30 protein-coding genes are annotated in these 23,242 nt (G+C 38.9%); 27 read left to right on the top strand and 3 right to left on the bottom strand.

Going from position 1 to position 23,242, the window contains the following annotated elements; translation table 11 throughout:
* Positions 1-4: 4 nt before the first annotated feature.
* From rplO to T501_RS10430, 11 genes are all read left to right on the top strand, one after another.
* Positions 5-445 (top strand): 50S ribosomal protein L15, encoded by a 441-nt coding sequence (rplO, locus tag T501_RS10385; protein WP_026511461.1) that lies wholly within the window; start codon positions 5-7, stop codon positions 443-445.
* Positions 445-1,761 (top strand): preprotein translocase subunit SecY, encoded by a 1,317-nt coding sequence (gene secY, locus T501_RS10390; protein ID WP_026511462.1) that lies wholly within the window; start codon positions 445-447, stop codon positions 1,759-1,761. Before rplO ends, secY begins: the two co-directional genes overlap by 1 nt.
* Before the next feature lie 144 nt (positions 1,762-1,905).
* Positions 1,906-2,547 carry an adenylate kinase gene (locus T501_RS10395; RefSeq protein WP_026511463.1) on the top strand — a complete coding sequence of 214 codons (642 nt, stop codon included), beginning with the start codon at positions 1,906-1,908 and terminating at the stop codon, positions 2,545-2,547.
* Between the two features lie 18 nt (positions 2,548-2,565).
* Positions 2,566-3,327 carry a type I methionyl aminopeptidase gene (gene map / locus T501_RS10400; RefSeq protein WP_044914683.1) on the top strand — a complete coding sequence of 254 codons (762 nt, stop codon included), beginning with the start codon at positions 2,566-2,568 and terminating at the stop codon, positions 3,325-3,327.
* Between the two features lie 32 nt (positions 3,328-3,359).
* Positions 3,360-3,578, top strand: a complete 219-nt coding sequence (infA, locus tag T501_RS10405) for a translation initiation factor IF-1 (protein WP_026511465.1) — start codon at positions 3,360-3,362, stop codon at positions 3,576-3,578.
* Positions 3,579-3,756: 178 nt separating this feature from the next.
* A complete protein-coding gene (rpmJ, locus tag T501_RS20795) occupies positions 3,757-3,870 on the top strand; it encodes a 50S ribosomal protein L36 (protein WP_022754357.1) in 114 nt (37 codons plus the stop codon).
* A gap of 193 nt (positions 3,871-4,063) precedes the next feature.
* The gene (gene rpsM / locus T501_RS10410) at positions 4,064-4,432 is read left to right on the top strand and encodes a 30S ribosomal protein S13 (protein WP_022761315.1); all 369 of its coding nucleotides are present in this window, start codon (positions 4,064-4,066) and stop codon (positions 4,430-4,432) included.
* Positions 4,433-4,493: 61 nt separating this feature from the next.
* Positions 4,494-4,892, top strand: a complete 399-nt coding sequence (gene rpsK / locus T501_RS10415; RefSeq protein WP_026511466.1) for a 30S ribosomal protein S11 — start codon at positions 4,494-4,496, stop codon at positions 4,890-4,892.
* Between the two features lie 152 nt (positions 4,893-5,044).
* On the top strand, positions 5,045-5,638 hold the full coding sequence (gene rpsD / locus T501_RS10420; protein WP_026511467.1) for a 30S ribosomal protein S4: 594 nt from the start codon (positions 5,045-5,047) through the stop codon (positions 5,636-5,638).
* Between the two features lie 110 nt (positions 5,639-5,748).
* Positions 5,749-6,711 carry a DNA-directed RNA polymerase subunit alpha gene (locus tag T501_RS10425; protein WP_026511468.1) on the top strand — a complete coding sequence of 321 codons (963 nt, stop codon included), beginning with the start codon at positions 5,749-5,751 and terminating at the stop codon, positions 6,709-6,711.
* A 154-nt stretch (positions 6,712-6,865) separates the two neighbouring features.
* On the top strand, positions 6,866-7,402 hold the full coding sequence (locus T501_RS10430) for a bL17 family ribosomal protein (RefSeq protein ID WP_026511469.1): 537 nt from the start codon (positions 6,866-6,868) through the stop codon (positions 7,400-7,402).
* A gap of 111 nt (positions 7,403-7,513) precedes the next feature.
* On the opposite strand, the gene T501_RS22880 is transcribed toward T501_RS10430, so the two are convergent.
* A complete protein-coding gene (locus tag T501_RS22880) occupies positions 7,514-7,675 on the bottom strand; it encodes a hypothetical protein (RefSeq protein WP_155994835.1) in 162 nt (53 codons plus the stop codon).
* A 98-nt stretch (positions 7,676-7,773) separates the two neighbouring features.
* Between T501_RS22880 and T501_RS10435 the strand changes: the two genes are divergently transcribed.
* The 6 genes from T501_RS10435 (at position 7,774) to rpsI (ending at position 12,517) form a co-directional block, all read left to right on the top strand.
* On the top strand, positions 7,774-8,637 hold the full coding sequence (locus T501_RS10435) for an energy-coupling factor transporter ATPase (protein ID WP_044914685.1): 864 nt from the start codon (positions 7,774-7,776) through the stop codon (positions 8,635-8,637).
* A gap of 23 nt (positions 8,638-8,660) precedes the next feature.
* Positions 8,661-9,509: an energy-coupling factor transporter ATPase gene (locus tag T501_RS10440; RefSeq protein WP_044914686.1), complete on the top strand. Its 849-nt coding sequence runs from the start codon at positions 8,661-8,663 to the stop codon at positions 9,507-9,509.
* A 40-nt stretch (positions 9,510-9,549) separates the two neighbouring features.
* Positions 9,550-10,350, top strand: a complete 801-nt coding sequence (locus T501_RS10445) for an energy-coupling factor transporter transmembrane component T family protein (RefSeq protein ID WP_044914687.1) — start codon at positions 9,550-9,552, stop codon at positions 10,348-10,350.
* A gap of 131 nt (positions 10,351-10,481) precedes the next feature.
* Positions 10,482-11,231: a tRNA pseudouridine(38-40) synthase TruA gene (truA, locus tag T501_RS10450; RefSeq protein ID WP_242845515.1), complete on the top strand. Its 750-nt coding sequence runs from the start codon at positions 10,482-10,484 to the stop codon at positions 11,229-11,231.
* A gap of 438 nt (positions 11,232-11,669) precedes the next feature.
* A complete protein-coding gene (gene rplM, locus T501_RS10455) occupies positions 11,670-12,098 on the top strand; it encodes a 50S ribosomal protein L13 (RefSeq protein ID WP_026512007.1) in 429 nt (142 codons plus the stop codon).
* A gap of 20 nt (positions 12,099-12,118) precedes the next feature.
* A complete protein-coding gene (gene rpsI, locus T501_RS10460) occupies positions 12,119-12,517 on the top strand; it encodes a 30S ribosomal protein S9 (protein ID WP_026512006.1) in 399 nt (132 codons plus the stop codon).
* Between the two features lie 244 nt (positions 12,518-12,761).
* Here the strand turns inward: rpsI and T501_RS10465 are convergent, their stop codons facing one another.
* Positions 12,762-13,817: a tyrosine-type recombinase/integrase gene (locus T501_RS10465; RefSeq protein WP_044914688.1), complete on the bottom strand. Its 1,056-nt coding sequence runs from the start codon at positions 13,815-13,817 to the stop codon at positions 12,762-12,764.
* 54 nt (positions 13,818-13,871) lie between these two features.
* The gene (locus T501_RS10470) at positions 13,872-14,396 is read right to left on the bottom strand and encodes a helix-turn-helix domain-containing protein (protein ID WP_044914690.1); all 525 of its coding nucleotides are present in this window, start codon (positions 14,394-14,396) and stop codon (positions 13,872-13,874) included.
* 164 nt (positions 14,397-14,560) lie between these two features.
* Between T501_RS10470 and T501_RS10475 the strand changes: the two genes are divergently transcribed.
* From T501_RS10475 to T501_RS10525, 10 genes are all read left to right on the top strand, one after another.
* Positions 14,561-14,797: a hypothetical protein gene (locus T501_RS10475; protein ID WP_013280038.1), complete on the top strand. Its 237-nt coding sequence runs from the start codon at positions 14,561-14,563 to the stop codon at positions 14,795-14,797.
* Between the two features lie 129 nt (positions 14,798-14,926).
* Positions 14,927-15,901, top strand: a complete 975-nt coding sequence (locus T501_RS10480) for an AAA family ATPase (RefSeq protein ID WP_027204528.1) — start codon at positions 14,927-14,929, stop codon at positions 15,899-15,901.
* Between the two features lie 107 nt (positions 15,902-16,008).
* Positions 16,009-16,242: a hypothetical protein gene (locus T501_RS10485; protein ID WP_027204527.1), complete on the top strand. Its 234-nt coding sequence runs from the start codon at positions 16,009-16,011 to the stop codon at positions 16,240-16,242.
* A gap of 207 nt (positions 16,243-16,449) precedes the next feature.
* Positions 16,450-17,529 (top strand): plasmid recombination protein, encoded by a 1,080-nt coding sequence (locus T501_RS10490; protein WP_044914693.1) that lies wholly within the window; start codon positions 16,450-16,452, stop codon positions 17,527-17,529.
* A 178-nt stretch (positions 17,530-17,707) separates the two neighbouring features.
* A complete protein-coding gene (locus T501_RS20800) occupies positions 17,708-18,709 on the top strand; it encodes a GNAT family N-acetyltransferase (RefSeq protein WP_081843114.1) in 1,002 nt (333 codons plus the stop codon).
* Positions 18,710-18,751: 42 nt separating this feature from the next.
* Entirely contained in the window at positions 18,752-19,300 is a 549-nt protein-coding gene (locus tag T501_RS10505) for a GNAT family N-acetyltransferase (RefSeq protein ID WP_044914695.1), read from the top strand.
* A 420-nt stretch (positions 19,301-19,720) separates the two neighbouring features.
* Entirely contained in the window at positions 19,721-21,496 is a 1,776-nt protein-coding gene (locus T501_RS10510) for a methyl-accepting chemotaxis protein (RefSeq protein WP_026512005.1), read from the top strand.
* A 393-nt stretch (positions 21,497-21,889) separates the two neighbouring features.
* On the top strand, positions 21,890-22,486 hold the full coding sequence (locus T501_RS10515; protein ID WP_081675411.1) for an L-2-amino-thiazoline-4-carboxylic acid hydrolase: 597 nt from the start codon (positions 21,890-21,892) through the stop codon (positions 22,484-22,486).
* Positions 22,487-22,499: 13 nt separating this feature from the next.
* Complete coding sequence (locus T501_RS10520) at positions 22,500-22,748, top strand: hypothetical protein (protein ID WP_026512003.1); 249 nt, start codon at positions 22,500-22,502, stop codon at positions 22,746-22,748.
* A 166-nt stretch (positions 22,749-22,914) separates the two neighbouring features.
* Complete coding sequence (locus tag T501_RS10525) at positions 22,915-23,235, top strand: DMT family transporter (RefSeq protein ID WP_026512002.1); 321 nt, start codon at positions 22,915-22,917, stop codon at positions 23,233-23,235.
* The last annotated feature ends 7 nt before the right edge of the window (positions 23,236-23,242 follow it).

Raw genomic sequence — 23,242 nt, forward strand, 5'->3', positions numbered from 1 at the left:
AGTCATGGAATTATCTAATTTGAGACCTGCTGAGGGTTCTGTTCAGAATGACAATTTCAGAAGAGGCCGCGGTCATGGCTCAGGAAATGGCAAGACTGCAGGTAAGGGACATAAAGGACAGAAGGCTCGTTCAGGTGCTCCTAGACCCGGATTTGAAGGCGGACAGATGCCTCTTTTCCGTCGTCTTCCTAAAAGGGGATTTAAGAACATTAATTCTAAGAAGATCGTAGCAATAAATGTAAGTTCACTTGAGTGCTTTGAAAATGATAGTGTTGTAGATGTACAGGCACTTAAGGATAAAGGCATCATCAAGCATGAGTATGATGGCGTAAAGATACTTGGAAACGGTGAATTTACCAAAAAGCTTACGGTTAAGGTAAATGCATATAGTGCATCTGCTAAGGAGAAAATCGAAGCTCTTGGGGGAACGGCAGAGGTGATTTGATGTTCACAACCATTAAGAATGCATTCAAAATCAAAGATATAAGATTAAAATTACTGTTCACATTTGCTATGCTTTTAGTGATCAGACTTGGGTCAGCAATACCTGTACCTGGAATGAACGTAACAGTATTCCAGCAATGGTTTGCAGAGTTATCAGAAAATAATGCCTTTGGTTTTATGGATCGATTTACAGGTGGATCTTTTGAGAATATGTCAATTTTGGCACTCAATATAACACCTTATATCACATCTTCCATTATTATACAGCTTCTCACGATTGCTATTCCTAAGTTCGAGGAATGGCAGCGTGATGGAGAAGATGGAAGAAAGAAGCTTGCAGCTCTTACAAGATATATTACTGTTGCACTGGCTCTTATCGAGTCTGTTGCAATGGCAATAGGTTTCTACAGAAGTAATTTCCTTATAGAGAAGTCTCCTCTGTATGTAATTGAGATTGTTGCAGCTCTTACCGCCGGCAGTGCATTCCTTATGTGGATCGGAGAGCGTATTACAGATAATGGAGTAGGAAATGGTATTTCTATCGTTCTTACAATAAACATTATCTCAAGAATGCCTTCCGATTTAAGTAGCCTGTTTACACAGTTCGTTACAGGCAAAAATATTGCCAGGGGGGTAGTATCGGTAATAATTATTGTAGCAGTTATTGTTGCAATGGTAGTTATGGTTGTTCTTCTGAACGGCGCAGAACGTAGAATACCGGTACAGTATGCAAAAAAGATTCAGGGGAGAAAAACATATGGTGGAAACCATTCAGAGATTCCGCTTAAGGTTAACACCGCAGGTGTTATGCCTATAATCTTTGCGATGTCTCTTTTCCAGTTCCCGATTATAATTAGTCAGCTTGTTGGCTATAAGGGAACAGGAGCTTGGAGCGAGATTCTTAAATACCTGAATCAAAGCTATTGGTGTGATACTTCCAATTTGAAGTATTCAATTGGACTTGTTGTATATGTATTATTGCTTATTTTCTTTGCATATTTCTATACATCTATCACATTTAATCCGTTAGAAATTGCGGATAATATGAAGAAACAAGGTGGATTTATTCCAGGTATTCGTCCCGGAAAGCCCACCAGTGATTATTTAACAAACATTCTGAATTACATCATCTTTATTGGAGCTATTGGTTTAACAATAATCGGTGTACTTCCAATATTCTTTAATGGTGTATTCGGAGCAAACGTATCATTCGGTGGTACGAGCCTTATCATTGTTGTAAGTGTTATTCTTGAAACGGTGAAACAGATTGAATCACAGATGTTGGTACGTAATTATAAAGGTTTTTTAGATGATTAAAGCATAAGAGGTTTAGGAGTATATCTATAGGTATACTCCCTAACCTCTTCTTGTGCATATTGAAATATTTTTCTATAGAATTAAAAATTGATTTTATAAAAAAATGTAATTTGACTTAGTTAATATAAAGGAGAGTTTCTGGGTATGAAAATAATTATGTTAGGAGCACCTGGTGCAGGTAAAGGTACACAGGCAAAGATGATAGCTGATAAGTATAAGGTTCCTCATATTTCTACAGGTGATATTTTTAGAGCAAATATTAAGAATGGAACTGAGCTCGGTAAAAAGGCTAAAGAGTATATGGATCAGGGACAGCTTGTTCCGGATGAACTTACTGTTGAGATACTTTTAGATAGAGTAGCACAGGAAGATTGCAAGAACGGATATGTTCTTGATGGATTTCCGCGTACAATTCCTCAGGCTGATGTTCTTGATAAGGAACTTACAAAGCTTGGCGATAAGGTTGATTATGCTATAAATGTTGATGTACCGGATGAAAATATTATCCGAAGAATGTCAGGAAGAAGAGCATGCTTAAAATGTGGTGCTACATATCATATTGAACATATTCCTCCGAAGACAGAAGGTATTTGTGATACATGTGGTAGTGAATTGGTACAGAGAGATGATGATAAGCCTGAGACAGTTAAGAATCGTCTTAATGTTTACCATGAGCAGACACAGCCTCTTATTGATTACTATACTAAGAAAAATATACTTAAGACTGTTGATGGTACAAAGGATATGCAGGAAGTCTTCAATGAGATCACAGGTATTCTCGGTTAACCAATGAGGTAATGAGTAATGCCGGTTACAATTAAGTCAGAAGAAGAATTGAACCTCATGAGAAAGGCAGGCGAATTGCTTGCACAGGTTCATGAAGAAATGCATGATGTGATCAGGCCGGGGATTTCCACGCTGGAAATTGATCGAATTGGAGAAGAAGCCATCAGGAAACGAGGCGGAATTCCAAACTGTAAGGATTATGAGGGTTACCCTGCTTCAGTATGTGTTTCTGTGAATGACGAAGTTGTTCACGGGATACCAAAAGAAGATACTATTTTGAAAGAAGGAGATATTGTCTCTTTAGATACGGGGCTTATATATAAGGGATATCATTCCGATGCTGCGCGTACGTGGGGAGTTGGCAATATATCCGAACAGGCACAAAAGCTCATAGATGTTACCGAAAAAAGTTTCTTCGAAGGCATAAAATATGCTAAAGCAGGTAACAGACTTTATGATATTTCCAAGGCGATAGATGCCTTTATAAAGCCCTATGGCTATGGGATAGTCAGAGAATTGACAGGACATGGAATAGGGACGGAGTTACATGAAGAACCTTACATTCCGAATTACAGACAGTTTTTAAAAAGAGGAATAAAGCTTGAAGCCGGAATGACTCTGTGTGTTGAACCAATGATAACTATGGGAAAGCGTAAAATTGCATTCCTGGATGATGAGTGGACAGTTGTTACACTTGATGGATCATTGGCAGCTCATTATGAGAACACAATAGCGATAACTCCCTCGGGAGAACCCGAGATACTGACAATCATTAAATGAACCATAAGAATTAAAGAAATGAGGTTAAATAAATGTCTAAAGCAGATGTAATTGAAATTGAAGGAAAAGTAATAGAGAAGCTTCCAAATACAATGTTCAGAGTAGAGCTTGAAAATGGTCATGTAGTTCTTGCTCACATTAGTGGTAAGCTTAGACAGAATTTTATTCGTATTCTTCCCGGTGATAAGGTTACTCTTGAGTTATCGCCTTATGATTTATCAAAAGGAAGAATTATTTGGAGAGATAAGTAATTGTTTGATTCTCTTCATGATGGTGTACTACTTAGTTCTGGCAAAATAAATGAAATAAAAAATTATTTATATTTATAGTTGTAATATTTCAATATATATGTTATTATTGAATGCGGTCGTTTTTAAAGGGGTATAAGTATGCCCTTTTGTACGCATGTATACCAGAAAGGAGTTACAAATGAAAGTTAGGTCTTCTGTTAAGCCTATGTGCGAAAAGTGCAAGGTTATTAAGAGAAAAGGCGTTATTCGTGTAATTTGCGAAAACCCTAAGCACAAACAGAGACAGGGCTGATTCGAGTCATTTTGACATTACTTTTTGATACCAATGTGTATTGGAAAGATCGGATTTAGTACTGTCCGATTGGGCTGATGATTGCCCCAATCAAACAAGTAACCATAAAGGAAATTCATATTTCCTGAAAACAACATTGTTTTGCTTGATTATATGCGAAACATCAATTTTATTTAATGGAGGAATTTTAAAAATGGCTCGTATTGCAGGTGTAGACTTACCTAGAGATAAGCGAGTTGAGATTGGTCTCACATATATCTATGGTATTGGTAGAACAAGCTCAAACAAAATACTTGCTGCTGCAAATGTAAATCCCGACACACGTGTTCGTGATCTTACAGATGATGAAGTAAAGAAAATTGCTGAGATAATCGGTAATGATTATGATGTAGAAGGTGATCTTAGAAGAGAAATCGCTATGAATATCAAGCGTCTTTCAGAGATTGGATGCTACAGAGGAATTCGTCACAGAAGAGGACTTCCTGTTCGTGGTCAAAGAACAAAGACTAATGCAAGAACAAGAAAAGGTCCTAAGAGAACAATCGCTAATAAGAAGAAGTAATTCTCTTATTAAATACAGTAACTTAAGAATTATTCATAGGAAGAAAGTAGGTTAGTTTAAAATGGCAAATCAGAAATCTAGTGCTTCTAAAGCAAAGAAGCGTGTCAAGAAAAACGTTGAACACGGACAGGCACACATTCAGTCATCTTTCAATAACACAATCGTTACATTGACAGATGCTGCAGGTAATGCTCTTAGCTGGGCAAGTGCAGGCGGTCTTGGTTTTAAAGGTTCAAGGAAATCTACTCCTTATGCTGCACAGATGGCTGCAGAGACAGCAACAAAGGCTGCACTTATTCATGGCCTTAAGACTGTTGATGTCTTTGTAAAGGGACCGGGTTCAGGAAGAGAAGCTGCTATCAGAGCTCTTGCTGCAAGTGGTCTTACTGTTACCAGTATTACGGATGTAACACCTGTACCTCATAACGGATGCCGCCCGCCCAAGCGCCGCAGAGTATAATCCTATTTTGCTTTTTCATCAGAGCCTGCGTTTTACGTTTGGCTCTGTTGGAATATATAGATACTATTAATTTTTAACTCGTTGGAAGAAGGTGCGGTTTATCGTGCTGTAAACAACAGTCAGGATTTTCCTGAACAAGAAAGGAGCCAATAATGGCAGTAAACAGAGTTCCAGTACTTAAAAGATGCAGATCACTTGATTTGGATCCCACATTCCTTGGATATGACAAGAAGTCCAAGAGAACAAACAGCAGAGCAAACAAGAAGATGAGCGAGTATGGACTTCAGCTCCGTGAGAAGCAGAAGGCTAAGTTCATCTATGGCGTACTTGAGAAGCCTTTCCGTAACTACTACGACAAGGCAGATCGTCAGAAGGGTCAGACTGGTGAAAACCTTATGGTTCTTCTTGAGCGCAGACTTGATAACGTAGTTTTCCGTATGGGCTTTGCAAGAACAAGAAGAGAAGCTAGACAGATTGTTCTTCACAAGTTCATAACAATAAATGGTAAGGTTGTAAATATTCCTTCATATCTCATCAAAGCTGGTGATGTAATCGAAGTTAAGGAAGCAGCTAGAAATATCCAGAGATTTAAGGATATTGCTGAGATTACTTCAGGCAGAATCGTTCCTGAGTGGCTTGATGTAAATAAGGAAAACCTTAGCGGAACAGTTAAAGAATTCCCTTCAAGAGATGTAATCGACGTTCCTGTTGATGAAATGTTGATCGTCGAGTTGTATTCTAAGTAATTTGAAATAATTCAGAACCAAAATGAAGTATTTCAAAAATGCATTAGTCTCAAACATGCAGACGAATGTATTTTAGTAATTACAATAATAACTATAAGGAGGGTATGTCAGTGTTTGATTTTGAAAGACCAAATATTGAAGTTGCTGAAATTTCAGAAGACAAGAAGTACGGCAGATTCGTTGTAGAGCCTCTCGAGAGAGGTTATGGTATTACCCTGGGTAACTCACTTAGAAGGATTATGCTATCTTCTTTGCCTGGAGCAGCAGTAAGTCAGGTCAAAATCGAAGGTGTACTGCATGAGTTCAGTTCTATTCCCGGCGTAAAGGAAGATGTAACTGAGATCATAATGAATATCAAGAATCTTGCAATTCGCAATAATTCTGAAACAAACGAGCCTAAGACAGCATACATTGAGTTTACAGGTGAAGGTGTTGTTACAGCTGCTGATATTCAGGTTGATCAGGATATCGAAATAACAAATCCCGATCAGGTTATTGCAACACTGTCCGGTAAAGATGCAAAGCTCTACATGGAGCTTACAATTACTAAGGGCAGAGGATATGTAAGCTCTGATAAGAACAAGCTTGCAGATCTTCCTATCGGTGTGATTGCAGTTGATTCTATCTATACACCTGTAGAACGTGTAAATGTCAGTGTTGAAAATACACGTGTAGGTCAGGTTACTGACTATGATAAGCTGACACTTGATGTTCATACAAACGGAACACTTGCTCCCGATGAGGCTGTTAGCCTTGCAGCTAAGGTTCTTAGTGAGCATCTGAGCCTCTTCATTGATCTATCTGAGAATGCCAAGACTGCAGAAGTTATGGTTGAGAAGGCAGATGATGATAAGGTTAAGGTTCTGGAGATGAGCATTGATGAACTTGAACTTAGTGTTCGTTCATTCAACTGTCTCAAGAGAGCTGGAATCAATACCGTTGAGGAACTTACAAATAAGACTCCTGACGATATGATGAAAGTACGTAATCTTGGACGTAAGTCACTTGAAGAAGTACTTGCAAAGCTTGATGAACTTGGACTTGCACTTAGGACAGGTGAAGACCAGAACTAAAGTTACAATATGTATTCGTCGGTGGTAATTCCAACGTGTTCACAGACGGATTCTCATAGGTTAATACACAACATATCAGAAGTAAATCCAAAGAGTATTTTGATATGCACCAGTGCAGAGGGAACTCTGCAATTGAGAAAGGAAGTAAATTATTATGGCAATGTACAGAAAATTAGGCAAAGCAACAAAGCCTAGAAGAGCGTTACTTAGAAACCAGGCAACAATGCTTCTCTACAATGGTAAGATTGTTACTACTGAGGCTAGAGCTAAGGAAGTAAAGAAGATCGTTGAGCCCATTATCGCACTTGCAGCTAAGGAAAAGGATAATTACGAGACTGTAACAGTTGATGCGAAGGTTGCTCGTAAAGACAAGGATGGCAAGCGCGTTAAGGAAGTTAAGGATGGTAAGAAGGTAACAGTTTATGATACTGTTCAGAAAGAGATCAAGAAGGATAAGCCTTCACGTATGCACGCTAGAAGACAGATTCTCAAGACTCTTTATCCTGTAACAGAGGTTCCGAAGGAAGCAGCTGGCAGAAAGAAGAACACAAAGCAGATCGACCTTGTTGATAAGCTTTTCACAGAGTATGGTCCTAAGTATGCTAACCGTAACGGTGGTTACACAAGAATCGTTAAGATTGGTCAGCGTAAGGGCGATGCAGCTATGATGGTTGTTCTTGAGCTTGTTTAATTAAAGCCAATAAATTATTAAAGAGCGGTCAATTGACCGCTCTTTTTGCATATTTTTGTAATGATTTCACATGAAATAAACACTTTGGATTGCAATCGTTCAGAATGCAAATCAGTCTGAAGAATTATTATTATCTTCACCATAAGCTATTTCAGGATACTTATTGGCATATTCAGTAAGTGTTTCACTGCCACTAAGAGTTCTGGCTAAAATGGAACATATGATTATTGTAGCTAATAGAATTATTATCGGTTTAATATATTTTTCAAACATGTAGTTATCATAGCATATATTTGCTTGTTTTTCATAAATTCATATAATAAAATAGTTAAGATGTACTTAAAATACCTATTTTACGATAACGAGGGACTATGCGTTCAGATAAAATGCTCCAAGCGGAGAAACTGACATTTGAATATATTAGAAGAGATGAAGAAGGAAATGTTGAAGGAATAAAGACTGCTGTTAATGATGTGAGTCTTGAAGTCAAACATGGAGAATTTATCTCTATTCTTGGTCATAATGGTTCGGGAAAATCTACATTAGCCAAGCATTTTAATGCATTATTGTTTCCAACAGAAGGAACAGTGTGGGTAGACGGAATGAATACAGTTGAGAGTTCTAATATCTGGAATATCCGACAAGAAGCAGGGATGGTATTTCAGAATCCTGATAATCAGATAATAGGACAGATAGTAGAGGAAGATGTTGGATTTGGACCGGAAAACATGGGAGTTCCTACAGAAGAAATATGGGAAAGGGTCGAAGAGAGTCTTAAAACCGTAGGAATGTATGAATTCAGAAAAAACTCTCCAAATCATCTTTCAGGTGGACAGAAACAAAGGGTATCTATCGCAGGCGTTATAGCGATGCATCCCAAATGCATAATATTTGATGAACCTACAGCAATGTTGGATCCTAATGGTAGGAAGGATGTAATACGTGCTGCAAGAGCACTTAATGAAGTGGAAAATATTACTATCATACTTATTACTCATTATATGGAGGAAGTAATATATTCTGACCGAGTATTCGTAATGGATAAAGGTCATATTACTATGCAGGGAACACCGAGGGAGATTTTTTCTCAGGTTGATAAGCTCAAAGAGCTAAGGTTGGGAGTTCCGCAGGTTACATTACTTGCTCATGAATTACAAAAGAGAGGATTACCATTACCGGATGGTATTCTTGATAGGAAAGAACTAATAGAAGCTATAAAAGCATTACGTTATTGATAATGCTTTTTGATGGGAGTAGCATGGCAATAATACTTGATCATGTAAATTACATATATAATCCGGATACAGCAATGTCCAGAGCAGCACTAAAGGATGTATGTTTACAAATTCCGGATGGAGAATTTATTGGCCTGATAGGGCATACAGGCTCAGGAAAATCAACTTTAGTACAACATCTTAACGGACTTATGAAGCCAACATCCGGTTCAGTATATTTTGATGGAAAAGATATCAATGATCCTGAATATGATAGAAAAAGCTTACGTGCAAAAGTTGGTTTAGTGTTTCAATATCCTGAGCATCAACTGTTTGAGGTGAACTGTTTTCAGGATGTATGCTTTGGACCGAAGAATTTAGGGCTGCCTCAGAAGGAAGTTGAGTTAAGAGCTTACGATGCACTAAAAAAGGTTGGATTTCCAGATGAGTCTTTCTATCAGTCACCTTTTGATCTATCCGGAGGACAAAAGCGCAGAGTCGCTATAGCCGGTGTTTTGGCTATGAAACCGGAGGTGTTGATTCTTGACGAACCTACTGCCGGCCTTGATCCTAAAGGAAGAGACGAAATATTGGATTTGATTTCATCACTTCATCAAAACATGGGGATAACTGTCATATTAGTTTCCCATAGTATGGAGGATGTGGCTAATTATGTTGACAGAATCATAGTAATGAATAGAGGAGAGGCAATGTACGACGGCTCTCCGAAAGAAGTATTTTCACATTACAAAGAACTGGAAGCGATTGGACTTGCAGCACCGCAGGTTACATACGTTATGGAGGAATTGAAAAAAGAGGGATTCCCGGTTAACACTGATGCTACGACTATTGAAGAAGCAGCGGATGAAATTATGAGAGTGCTGAGAAGATAAATTCGATTTTACTAAATATAAAAATTAGGAACATATTATAATGCTTAGAGATATAACCTTGGGACAATATTATCAAACGGAGTCAGTACTGCATAAACTGGATCCGAGAGTAAAAATAACAGCTACACTTGTTTATATTGTATCCTTGTTTGTAGTGGATAATTTCATAGGTTATGCAATAGCTGCGGCTTTTTTGATAATGACAGTGATGCTATCCAACGTGCCTGTTAAATTTATTTTTAAAGGCATGAAGGCCATATTTTTTCTGTTACTGATAACTATGACCTTCAATTTATTATTAACACCGGGTGAGCCGATTGTTAAGTTCTGGATATTATCAATAACAAAAGAAGGTATAAAGATTGCTGCAATGATGGGCATAAGGCTTGTGTTTTTGATTACAGGATCATCAATAATGACCCTTACAACAACGCCCAATCAGCTTACAGACGGATTAGAAAAGCTTATGAATCCGTTAAAAGTATTTCATGTACCTGTTCATGAAATATCAATGATGATGTCGATAGCACTCAGGTTTATTCCGATTCTTATGGAAGAAACCGATAAAATAATGAAGGCTCAGATGGCAAGAGGAGCTGATTTTGAGAGTGGTTCTGTAATTCAGAGGGCAAAAAGTCTGATTCCGTTACTTGTTCCGCTTTTTATATCTGCGTTCAGAAGAGCGAGTGATCTGGCTATGGCTATGGAAGCCAGATGTTATCGTGGTGGCGAGGGCAGAACAAAGATGAAGCCGCTTATCTATCATAAGAACGATTTCATAGCATATGCGATTATTGTGGCATATCTGATAATAATGATTGTGATAGGTATACTGTTTTAATGTCTGTTGTATCATCAGGATTTTCAGATGATTCACAGATAAATCGTTAACAGACAATTTAGCAGGTTAAGAGCTAGAATTGGTATTGTGCATGTTTAGATGAATGAATATCTGATCATAAGGGAGCATTTTTGAAAAATATAATGATTACTGTTGCTTATGATGGCGCGAACTATCATGGATTTGCGTTTCAGGAAAATGTAGCAACAATAGAAGGAACAATTAAAAATGCCATAGACAATCTTACGGGAGAAGACAGTGAGATAATTGGAGCCAGCAGAACAGATGCGGGAGTCCATGCTTATGGGAATATCGTAGTATTTAAAACAGAATCGTCAATACCGGCAGTCAGTTTTGCTGCTGCATTAAACAGTAAACTACCTGACGATATAAGGATTATGAAGTCCGAAGAAGTACCATTGGATTTTCATCCCAGAAAATGCGTATCCGAAAAGACCTATGAGTACAGGATTTTAAACACTAAGACACTTATACCTACAAAAAGACTGTATACCTGCCACTGTAGCTATGACCTTGATGAAAAGCTTATGCATGAGGCAGCACAGTTTTTGGTAGGAGAGCATGATTTTTCAAGCTTTTGCAGTGCGGGATCCCAGGCACTTAGTCATGTCAGAAATATTATATCCTGTGATGTATCAAGGCATGGGGATGAAGTAGTAATAAGAATAATCGGCAATGGCTTTTTATACAATATGGTTCGGATAATTGCCGGGACACTAATGGATATAGGTCGTGGAAAAGGGGTTCCATCAGATATAAAAGATATAATTGATGCAAGGGACAGGGCAGCAGCAGGACCTACAGCACCTCCGCAAGGACTTTTTCTTATAAAATACAATTTCCTGCAGGTCTGGTCATAAGTGGGGTACCGTTTGAGGTGGATTCCTTATGACTCTTTTGAACGAAGGATTCTTGTGGGTGATTTCCGTTTTACCCACAATAAGTCATCATTAGTTAATATCAATGCAATTCACCGGGGGAAGTGAGATGCACTCAAATAAGATAACCACATTTATATATGGCAGGCTCAATGATTTGAGAATTAGATTAGAATGCTAAAAGTTAAGAAAATATTGACTTTGGAAAGTAAAATTTGCTAATTTAATTTCTGATTTTTCGGTCAGGTTAGTGGTTGACAAAATTGAAATAATGAGCATATAATATATGACTGTGTGACGATAATCGCTGAAGTTATCCCGGTAAGTAACGAAGCGTGCATCTATATATAGCGAATGAATCAGGTGAAGGGTTCATCGCACCAGATATTCAACTGTTAACTGGTTATGGAGGTAATTAGAATGAACACATATATGCCTAATGCTTCTTCTGTTGAGAAGAAATGGTATGTTGTAGACGCAACAGATATGACTCTCGGTCGCCTTGCTTCTAATGTAGCAAATGTTCTTAGAGGAAAGAATAAGCCGATTTATACACCTAACATTGATACAGGTGATTATGTAATCGTTATCAATGCAGATAAGATTAAAGTTTCAGGTAAGAAAATGGATCAGAAGATGTATTGGCATCACACTGACTATGTTGGACACCACAAGGAGTTCACACTTCGTCAGATGATGGAAAATCATCCTGAGCGTGTAATCGAGCATGCTGTAAAGGGAATGCTTCCTAAGGGTTCTCTTGGAAGACAGATGTACACAAAGCTTCATGTATACGCTGGTCCTGAGCACGATCATGCAGCTCAGAAACCCGAAGTACTTACATTCTAATCTGAAAGGAGAATTGAAAAATGGCTAAATCAGCAAGTTTCTATGGCACAGGTAGAAGAAAGAAATCTATCGCCAGAGTTTATCTTACACCCGGTAAGGGCAATATCACTATCAATAAGAGAAGCATCGACGAGTATCTTGGTCTTGAGACACTTAAGGTTATCGTTCGTCAGCCCCTTGTACTGACAGATACACTTGATAAGTTCGATGTTAACGTAACAGTTCGCGGTGGCGGTACTACAGGTCAGGCTGGTGCTATCCGTCATGGTATCTCAAGAGCACTTCTTCAGGCTGATTCTGATGAGTACAGACCTGCTCTTAAGAAGGCTGGATACCTTACACGTGATCCTAGAATGAAGGAGAGAAAGAAGTACGGTCTCAAAAAGGCTCGTCGCGCTCCTCAGTTCTCAAAGAGATAATCTTTCGAGATTCAAAAAGAATTTACAAACCTCAGAAACTCAGTGTTTCTGGGGTTTTTCTTTTATCTATAATTGTATTCAGTTGTGGTGAAACGCAGAAAATTTTGTACCGTAAACAGCGAGTAAACAGCAGGTAGACAGCAAAATTCTCAAGCCTTAGATTTTGTTTGAGTAGAGTACTTAGCGAGGTACTATCGAGCTTAGTACGAACCATACAAGTTCACTTGACAAGGTTTTTTCGAGTCTAGTGAAGCTTGTTAATTGCTTCTACCAGAGACTGGATATCAAGGTGTGTGTACACTTTCTCTGTCAGAGACATCGCTCCGGAGTGTCCTACGATTTTCTTGATCATTGTAGGATCCACATGAGCTTCCGCCAGCATTGATATGCAGGTGTGCCTAGTATCATGAGGATTGTGCTCCATACCAAGGTTTTCTATTAGTGGTGTCCAGTAGCTGTCTTTATAGTTCCTGTAAGTGAATTTTTTGTTGTCATCTGTGTGAAGAAGGTATTTACAGTCAGAGGATTCATACCAGGCTTTGTAGAATGGTAGAACCTTATCTGCTATAGGAACCTTTCTGATACCATTTTCAGTCTTACTTAGTATCACATCGAAATACTGTTCTTCAAGATGAACATTTTTCTTTTCCAAATCCAGTAGTTCAGATATTCTACAGCCGTTGTAAATCAGCATCAGTACTGTCTGGTAGAACGGATCATCCTTGAGTTCCCATAGCCTGTCAATCTCAGCTTTTGAAAAGATATCTCTCTCAACCTTATTTGGATTTTTGTCCTTATACTTGAGGATATCTACAAATTCGGAATAGTCCTTGTTACAGATATCGTTCTTAAGGGCGTAATCGTAAAGCTGATTGAATAGGACTTTGATTTTACGGAGTGTTGGATAATTCTTTCCGCAGGTATCAATGACATTCTGAAGCTCTGCCAGCCTTATATCTCTAAAAGTTTTGTTGTAAAGGGTGCCACATACGTTATATGAGGCTGTATACCCGTGTACGTTGGATTTAGAGATGGCAGGATACTTTGCTTCAGACCAGGCATTATATACGTCTGTGAATGTCATTTTGGCTGCTTTTGTATCAAATGGATTCTGATGATAATCTGATAGCATTTGCAAGCCTTCCTGCTTGGTTTCAGCATATCCTATGACATTGTACGTCTGCTTTTTGGTACCTTTTTCCGGATCAATGGTCCATCCGGTGGTTACTCTTACCATATAGGGCTTTCTGCGTTTCCCGGACATTTTCATAACACTTCCATATCCGTTTGGTAATTTCAAATAATATCGACCTCCTTTGATGCTCAGGTAATTTATGAAAAAGGGGATAGTCCCTTAATCACCTTTCTTATTGGGCAATGCTACATTTGCGTAGTATGCTAGTTCTGTTTCAAACCAGTGATTAAATCTATCTTCATTTGATAGGCCTTGTTCAAGGCTTTCTCGTTCATCTGCGTATCTTTCCAGAAAAAGGCAGAGATCTGCGTTGTTTTCTGCTATTTCATCGTTTCCCATGAATTTAAGGCTACAGCTCCACTCTTCAGTTTTGGGCGGACGATTTACGTCTATATTGAAGTGAAGACCTGCTTTTTTATTTAATTCGTTTAGAACATAGAGGACATCTGAGAGAGTATCTAAAGTGATGTTCTTCTTCTGATATCCAATAAGTTCAGCAGGAGAGATATTAAGAATATTTGCTATCTCATTCAGTACACCTATTGAAGGCTCTATTTCACCGCTTTCATATTTCTGTACTGTACGCATGGTTTTACCTAGTCTGTTAGCCAGTTCAGTTTGACTGAGGTGCTGAGCTTTTCTGGCTTCTTTAATTCTATTTCCTATATCAGATCCATTATTCATTGTACTGACCTCCTTGTGTGAATTGTAACACGTAGTAACACGAATTACAAGAGCGTATTACGAATTGAAAATACATATTTATTGTTGACAAATGAATTATGAAGACGTATTATCAAAATACGAACTGATAATTCGTATATTTAAGAGAAGGGAGGTGAAAAAGTATGGAAGACAAAAAGTTATATGTAGAACTGCCAAGATTTACCGGTAGAAATGTTCCTATAACCGAGGTCGCTGAGGCAATGCACAAGGATGCACAGTTCGTAAGAATTGGAATCCAGCAGGGGATATTCAAATTTGGATATGCCATGAAGAAAGAGAATTCCAGTGAATACAACTACTATTGTCCAGACAGAAAGGTGTGGGAAGAGATTGGATACTTTAGTCCAGAAGCAGTCTAAAAAGAAAAAACTCTCTTGCTGGTAACAAGAGAGTAAATGAAAAGCCGGAGCTTTTGTAAATTCGATTAAATAAAGTATAGCAAGGGTTCCGGCCAAGTTCAACAAAAAAGTAAGATTGGAGGAATCTAAATGGAAACAAGCAAACCAGAATTAAAGCTTATCCAGATGTCAGATGTAGAAGCTGAAGAAGTTTCCTGGCTATGGTATCCGTTTATACCATATGGAAAGCTTACCATCATTCAGGGAGATCCCGGAGATGGAAAAACAACTTTTGTACTAAATGCAGCAGCAAAGTTATCAAAAGGAATTTCGTTAGATACAGGGCTGCAGAGTGAAGAACCTATAAACATCATATATCAGACAGCAGAAGACGGACTGGCTGATACAGTAAAGCCAAGACTTGAAGGAGCCGGGGCTGATTGTTCAAAGATCCATGTGATAGATGAGAGTGATAAATCGCTATCAATGGTAGATGAAAGAGTTGAGCAGGCAATCATAAGGACCAATGCTAAACTCTTGATTCTGGATCCTCTACAGGCATATCTCGGAGGTGGAATGGATATGAACAGAGCGAATGAAGCTAGGGATATGACTAAGAAATTAGGAGCTCTGGCAGAGAAATACAAATGTGCAATCATCCTTATCGGACACATGAACAAAGCTTCCGGAAACAAGGCAGCCTATCGAGGAATGGGATCAATAGACTTCTACGCAGTAGCAAGAAGTGTCCTGCTGGTAGGAAGGATAGAAGGAGAATCGGAACTAAGAGCAATAGTTCAAATAAAGAACAATCTGGCAGCATTCGGACATTCCAAGGCCTTCAGATTATCAGAAGCGGGATTTGAGTGGATTGGAGATTATGAAATAACTGCAGACGAAGTCCTCGGAGGAATCGCACCGAAAGCCAATAAGCAGGAAAGGGCAATAGCACTTCTAAGGGAACTGTCAGAAGATCATAACATGCTCCCAAGCAACGAGATAGTAGAACTGGCTAAAGAAGAGGATATATCAAAAAGAACTCTGGAGATAGCCAAAAATGAACTTGGGATAAAAGCCAGGAGGATCAACAATACCTGGTACTGGATATTGAAAGAAAACGAATAATATCCAAGAACGCAACAATGCAAGGTGTCTGAAAATACAATCTTAAGATTGTAAGGTTGTAAAAAGGAAAACACACTGCATTGTTGCGGACTAGAAGAAAGGAAGAAATGAAAAACGTACAGATATCACAAGAATTATTTATAAGGCTGATAAGATTATTGGTCTTTGAGTTCGATGAAGACACTGATCTAATCAAAAAAGAACTAGAAGACAAGATGGAAAAACTAGCAAGGCATGAAATCTATTCAAAGTTCAAGACAGCACCTACTGAAGAGGAGAAAGAAAAAGCTCGTCAGGACTACCTCGATATGGTGGGGATGCACAAGGATTTTAGATGGTGATTTCCTTTGATGGATTGAACGGGAGCGTGACACACTCCTGTAATAATCAGCCAAGGAATGAATGGTTTGACAGGCGGGCGGAGCGAGCTTCCCCATAACGTGTCGTTATTGGTAACCCCCTATGGATAATGACATTACACATCATTATCCGGGGGCTCTCCGAGGGGCCTGCCGGCGGCAAAAAAATATTACGAAAGGAGTTTGTTTATGATAACAGTAACATTTCACATCTCATGTAAGAAACATTCGCTCACCAAAACAAGAGATGTAGTATCGGTGAGCAAGCATAATCTTCGATTATTTCAAAGTGAAGAGTATAACGAAGAAATGATCGAAGTGGAAGTCGGGAGTGAAGTAAATATTCTCGACGATGTAAAAGAAATTTACGAAAGGGAATTCTCCGAAGCTCTTGCGGAATACAACAAAGATAAGAGAAGCGACAGACAGATTTCGGACTATCTGGAGTATGTATCCGAAAGCAAAAAGAACGATGTGGCTACAGAAGTAATTCTCCAAGTAGGAGATAAGGAATTCTGGGCAGATAAGACGAGAGAACAGTGGAATGCAATGAAGCCACTCTTGAGGGAACAGCTTGAATATGTAAAAGAGATAGTTCCGGAATTCAAAATTGCTTCGGCAGTAACACACTTGGATGAGGATTCACCTCATATGCACGTAGTAGGAGTTCCGGTAGCAACAGGATACAAACGAGGACTAAGCAAACAGGTGGCAAAAACAAAAGTGTTTGATCAGGAGAGACTAGAAAAAATACAAGATCTAATGCACGATTTTGTAGAGCATCAGATGAAAGACCACCCGGAGATCTTTGGAAATGAAACCTTAAAGCCAAAGGAAAAAGGAAGGAATAGCGACTTCTCAAAAGAATTCTACTTAAGGCTAAAGCAGCAAGAATATGAAAAGCTGGAAGATAAGTGCCAGGAGAAAGAGACACAGATCGAAGCTTTGGATGATACAGCTAAAGAAATAAAGCAGGATATAGAAAGCAAAGTCGACCAATATGTGGACTCAGTAGTGAATTCGGAAATGAAGAAGGAATTCATGAGATACGCAACACTTGAAAATCCCAAGACTACACTGGGTAAAATAGTCTCAAAAGCCTTCAAAACATTCAAGGAGTGGTGGGACAAGACCAAGAAGCCTGAGATAGCTGAAAAGGCTAAAACAAGCATTTTGCAAAAGCTAAGAGAAAGCCAGGCGATAGTTGATCAGAGGAAGGAGCAGCAAAGTCCAAATCTTAATAGGAATAATCTAAGACCTGAGAGATGAATAGCTGATAGTGCAATAGGCAGGGGCGTGAAAACGCCCTTGTTTTATGCACATAATATTGAACAGGATGGTAGATATAGGTATAATTACAAACAGTTGCTACAAAGAAAAAATTTAAGTATTTCTGAATAGATTATTGCGGAATAATGTACAATGATAGCTTCTTTATGGAGGAAAAATGAAGGCAGAACAGTTATGGACAGAATATTGCTCCAAAAAAGGAATAGATATAAATACCCCTTATGAAGCGTGGAGCTTTGGCGAAGATGAAGAAGGAGATGACCTTCTCCGACTAGTCCTTGCGGGAAAGAAGTTTGGCACAGCTAGTCTCTATGATGCATACGAAGCAGAAGATGCTCTTGATGAGCTTCCTAAGGCAGGTGATTACAGCGTTTTGTTAAATAGTAAGAATGAAGCTGTATGCGTTATAAAAAACTACGATGTATACATAAGAAAGTTTAATGAAGTGCCTCCTTATCACGCATATTCTGAAGGAGAGGGTGATAGATCCCTTAAATACTGGAGAGAGGTGCATAAGGAGTTTTTTGAAGAAGAAGCGAAGGAAGACGGAATTGAATTTACGGAAGAATCCAGAGTTGTATGCGAGAAGTTTTCTCTTGAATATACTTTGGGAAAGGAAACTACCGCTGACGACGAACTTCTTTTTATAGAACCTTCAATGTTTTTTGCAGACGAAATCACAGCTTATAGGCAGGAAATGCTGGATGTGGATTCAAGTTTTGATGGATGCTTTTCTATGAAAAGAATGCCTGATCCAAAGGAATATGTAGACTATTGTATAGGCTGGGCGAATCCGAGCAGAGTTGCAGATGAACATGGTGCCTGGGGCAATGTCATTATGGTATTTAGAAAATCCGATATGAAAATGGTAGGTTGTATGCAGGTTCACAACGTTTTAACCCAGCGTATGAAAGACTTCACAGGCCATGTTGGCTATTCTGTTAGGCCATCAGAAAGGGAAAAAGGATATGCTAAAAGAATGCTTGCAAAGTCTCTTGATTTTTTAACGGCTTTTGGATTTAAGGAAGTATACGTTAGTTGTGTGCCAACGAATATTGCAAGCAAGAAGACTATTTTGGCTAATGGTGGAGAATATATTGAGACAAAATACCTGGAGTGCGATAATGTAAATCTTGAACGGTATAGAATTTGCATATAATAGAAATTGTATTGCAGTATAAATTGTGAGGAGATATAGAAAATGGTATTTGGAGAAATATCTATTAAGGACAAGCTTGGGAGAACAATCATACTAAGAAATGCTAGACCAGAGGATGCCGATGATTTGATCAAGTATTTGAAGGTAACAAGCGCAGAAACTCCTTATCTAATCAGGGAACCTGAAGAAATCACGATAACAAAAGAGAATGAAGAAAAGTTCCTGCAAGCAAAAATAGATGCAGAACGCGAACTAATGCTTATTGCCTTAATCGATGGGAGGCATATAGGAAATTGTTCTCTTATGAGCATTGCACCATACAAAAGATATAGGCATAGATGCGATGTTGCAATAGCTCTTTATAAAGAATACTGTGGCTGCGGAATAGGAACGGCTATGCTTCAAACGGTTTTGAATGTGGCAAAGGAAGTAGGCTATGAACAGGCTGAACTGGAAGTAATGGTCGAGAATAAAAATGCAATTGCTGTATATGAAAAAATGGGATTTGAAAAATATGGGATTTTTCCTGACAACATGAAATATGCAGACGGGTCTTACATGGATGCGTGTTGGATGATGAAAAAGCTTTGACCGTTATCCCAACGCATGGCTCGATGCGAATTATCTCGGAAGATAATCTTACAAAAGACAGACAAAGATTTAATGAGAAGAAAATAAAATCAGAGTATTATTGATCGCAGTTATTAAAGTTGCCACCAGCCGCATACAGTAGCCCTGAGCTTTCTAGCGTACGCAGCAGGTAAACAGCAACTTGCCCTAGAAATGTCCAAAACAAGGCACTTAAGGCAGTGAAAAAGTTCTCAAAGAGATAATCGATCTGCTATTGCAGATTTCAAAAGACTCGGTACAATGTACCGGGTCTTTTTGTGTTGTGTTTTTATGCATTTTTTATTTAATTTTTATTAAAAAAATATTAAACGTAAAACAGCGCATTATTTAGCTGTATAATGCATATAGGTGGATATTTATTATTTTGAAAGGAGTGTCGCTATGTCAAGGACAACTGAAAACAAGAAGAATAAGGTCAGTTTTTTCAAATCTATTCCGGTTCAGATTTTGTTCTTTAACATTCTGATGCTGGTAGTATTTAATGTGGTCAGCTACGTTGTAAATGATGGTATATCATCAATGTCTGACAGCGCTCAGGGCATCATTGCAGGAGTGACTGGGCTGGTTCATAAAGAGGGAACAGTTAAGGAAGATCTGGCTAGGATTGACGGAACTATTCAGAGTGCGCTGGGACTTTGGACATATTACACAGATGCCGATAAAGAGCGAATCGGAAGTGAGCTTAAATCCTATGAGACCGAAGTGACCACTTTGATAAAAGAGATCGGCGATGAGCTTGCCATGTATGGTGATCCAAACGCAACGACGCAGCTTGATGCTTCGGCAAAAGCTCTTATTGGGAACGTCGATGAAGTGTTTAATATAATGATGACAACCGGAGATGGGCTTGCTGCATCTCAGATACTCACCGGAGATTATATGACCAACATGGAAGGCGTTAAGTCAGGCATGGCTACTCTCGATGCATCTATTGATTCTCTTCGGGAAAATGTTGTCGGATATATGGCACAGTCAAGAAGCAAGATAACAGTCATGAATGTGATTGGAATGGCAGTATTTATCGTATGTCTTCTCTTGAACTTATATGTATCATTCGTTCTGATTACAAAAGTTATCATTAAGATTTCCGATTCTGTTCAGGGAATCATAAACGATATAAACGATGGAAAAGGCGACCTGACAGCAAGAATAAATGTTAAGACAGGAAACGAGCTTGTATTTATCAGAGACGGTGTAAATGAGTTCATCGAAACACTCCAGGGTGTAATGAAGGATGTTAAGAACGGAACACTTATCCTTACAGATTCTGCAGATAAGATGACCTCACAGATCGCACTGGCTAACGACAATATCACAAATACATCCGCTGCTCTTGAGGAGCTCTCAGCAAGTATGGACAATGTATCAACTACAGCTTCTCAGATCAAGGAACAGCTTAATGATGTAAGAGATGCGGTTGAGAGCATCAATGAAGAGGTTGCTTCAGGAAAAGAGCGCGCAGGCGAGATCCAGAAGGAAGCAGATACCATCAAAAACGAGGCAATGCAGAAGAAAGAGAATACAGGTGCCAGAGTTGAGGCACTCAGTAAGACCCTTGATGAGTCAGTAAAAGAAAGTGAACAGGTTAATCAGATCGGCGAACTTACCAAGGTTATCCTTGATATTGCATCCCAGACAAACCTTCTTGCACTTAATGCCAGCATTGAGGCTGCCAGAGCAGGTGAAGCCGGCAAGGGCTTTGCGGTAGTTGCGCAGGAGATCAGTGCACTTGCCGATAACAGCAGACAGACAGCCGGAAATATTCAGACTATAAGTGAGAATGTGACAAAGGCTGTTCAGGAGCTTTCGAATAATGCCATCGAGGTTGTAGATTTTATCAACAATACTGTTATTGCCGATTATGAAGCCTTTGTTGAGACAGGAGAGAAATACGAGAGTACAGCAGAGATAATGAATGAAATTCTTGAAGGCTTTACTGAGAAGGCAGACTCTCTTGATAACACAATGCACAGCATGGCAGACTCAATTCTTACAATCACCGATTCCGTTGAAGAGTCCACACAGGCCATCAGCCTTTCAGCTTCCAACTCTACGGAGATTGTGGGAGAAATTCAAGAAATCGGAGAGGCCATGGATAATAACAATCAGGTTACGAACAAACTTAGCGACAGTACAAAGAAGTTTATAAACGTATAATACTATTTAATAGTTTTTTGTGAGGAGGAAAAGGCTAGGACAAGTCTCTTACAAAAGCTTAGAGAGAACCAGGCAATCGTAGATCAGAGGAAGGAAAAGCAAGGTCCGAATCTCAAAAGGAATAATCTCAGTCCGTAGAGATGAATACTATGGTAGCAGTAGGCAGGGGCGTGAAAACGCCCTTGTTTTAGTTGGGTAAAGGATATCCGAATCCGGCAATCATCCAGGGGATAATTGATTACCTGAAGCAATAATATGGACGAATTCCTAAAAATGAAAAAAACCTGACATATGAGATACGATAAAGTAGAATACCATGTTGTTGACGGAAGAATGCCCTGCGTGATCGCAGTGATACAGAAATGATCACGTGTATCGGAAAATGGTGAGATTATGAACAAGAAATATATACCAAGGAAAATGATCTCTCGAAGTCGGTTCAGAGACCTATATAAAGAATGGGACGAGGAGGACCGGGCTCTTTTGATAGATAATATGAATGTCCTTCTTTTCGAGAACTCTCAATATACAGATTCCAAGAACTACGGGTTTTTGTGTAATCTTCTTACATCCCTTGCTATCGTTCAAGTGCTTGAAAGTAAGGGCATGCCGAGAAAAGAGGCTGAACAGTATGCAGCCGATGCTATGTATAAGTTCATAGAACCGCAGATCAAGTCTATGAAAAAGCTGGCGAGCAATGGCTGGTTTGTGCGTTTTCTCAAGCTTACTATGCCAATGAAGTTTAGGAATACACTTGGATATGGATGGGATGTTGAGTTCCCGAAGTGCGGTAGGGATGAGTTTTCTATGATAACGCATAAGTGCATTTTCCATCAGATATTCGAAAAATATGGTATGCCTGAGATGACTGCGATATTCTGCAAGATTGATGATATTTTATACAGTGATCTGCCCCGTGCGGATTTTTTATATTCACAGCAGATAGGGAACGGCGGGACTATGTGCGATTATACGTTCAGAAGAAAATAACTTTCAGTATGGCATGCTTAAAACTGTCATAGACAGATTTCTTCTAAAGTGGCAGGACCTGGGAGGACACGATGTGCATCTTATTATTACCGGTCATGATGGAAAAAAAGGTTTGGAACTTGTAGAATTGGAGCTTAAGACGATTTTTGTCCATCTTGGAAATACTGTAAAGAAAACAATATGGGGAGAAAGCGTCTGGCAAAAGAAGTATATCCGATATAATGAATCGGTGGCAGAAGAGGATTATCTGAAAATCCAGTAAGTATGGATATTGGTAGATTGACATAACCCGAATTATTAAGTAACATCAGAACAGTTGAATTAAAAAGACGCCCATTGCTACCGAGTAGTGGGATAAACGTCATTCCTTTACCGTTAGGTCTTAGCAGGTAGGGGATTGGCGTATTTTATTATATGGAGGTTTTCTAATGAAATGGATCTATCTGTTTATTGCAGGAGCTCTTGAAATAACATGGGCGGTAACAATGAAAATGTCTAACGGATTTTCTGTGCTTATCCCATCAATTATTACCGGTGTGGGATATATAGCCAGTGCTGTGTTTTTGTCGATCGCACTTAGGCAGCTTCCTTTGGGAACAGCTTATGCTATGTGGACAGGCATGGGAATCGTGGGTACTACGCTGCTTGGGATTTTTCTTTTTAATGAGAAATTGTCAGTTCCACAGGTTATATGTGTTATTTTAATTGTAGTTGGAATTGCAGGATTAAAAATATTAGCAAAGGATTGAGGTGTAC

It is taken from the genome of Butyrivibrio sp. WCE2006 (assembly GCF_000701985.1).
Taxonomy (GTDB): domain Bacteria; phylum Bacillota; class Clostridia; order Lachnospirales; family Lachnospiraceae; genus Butyrivibrio.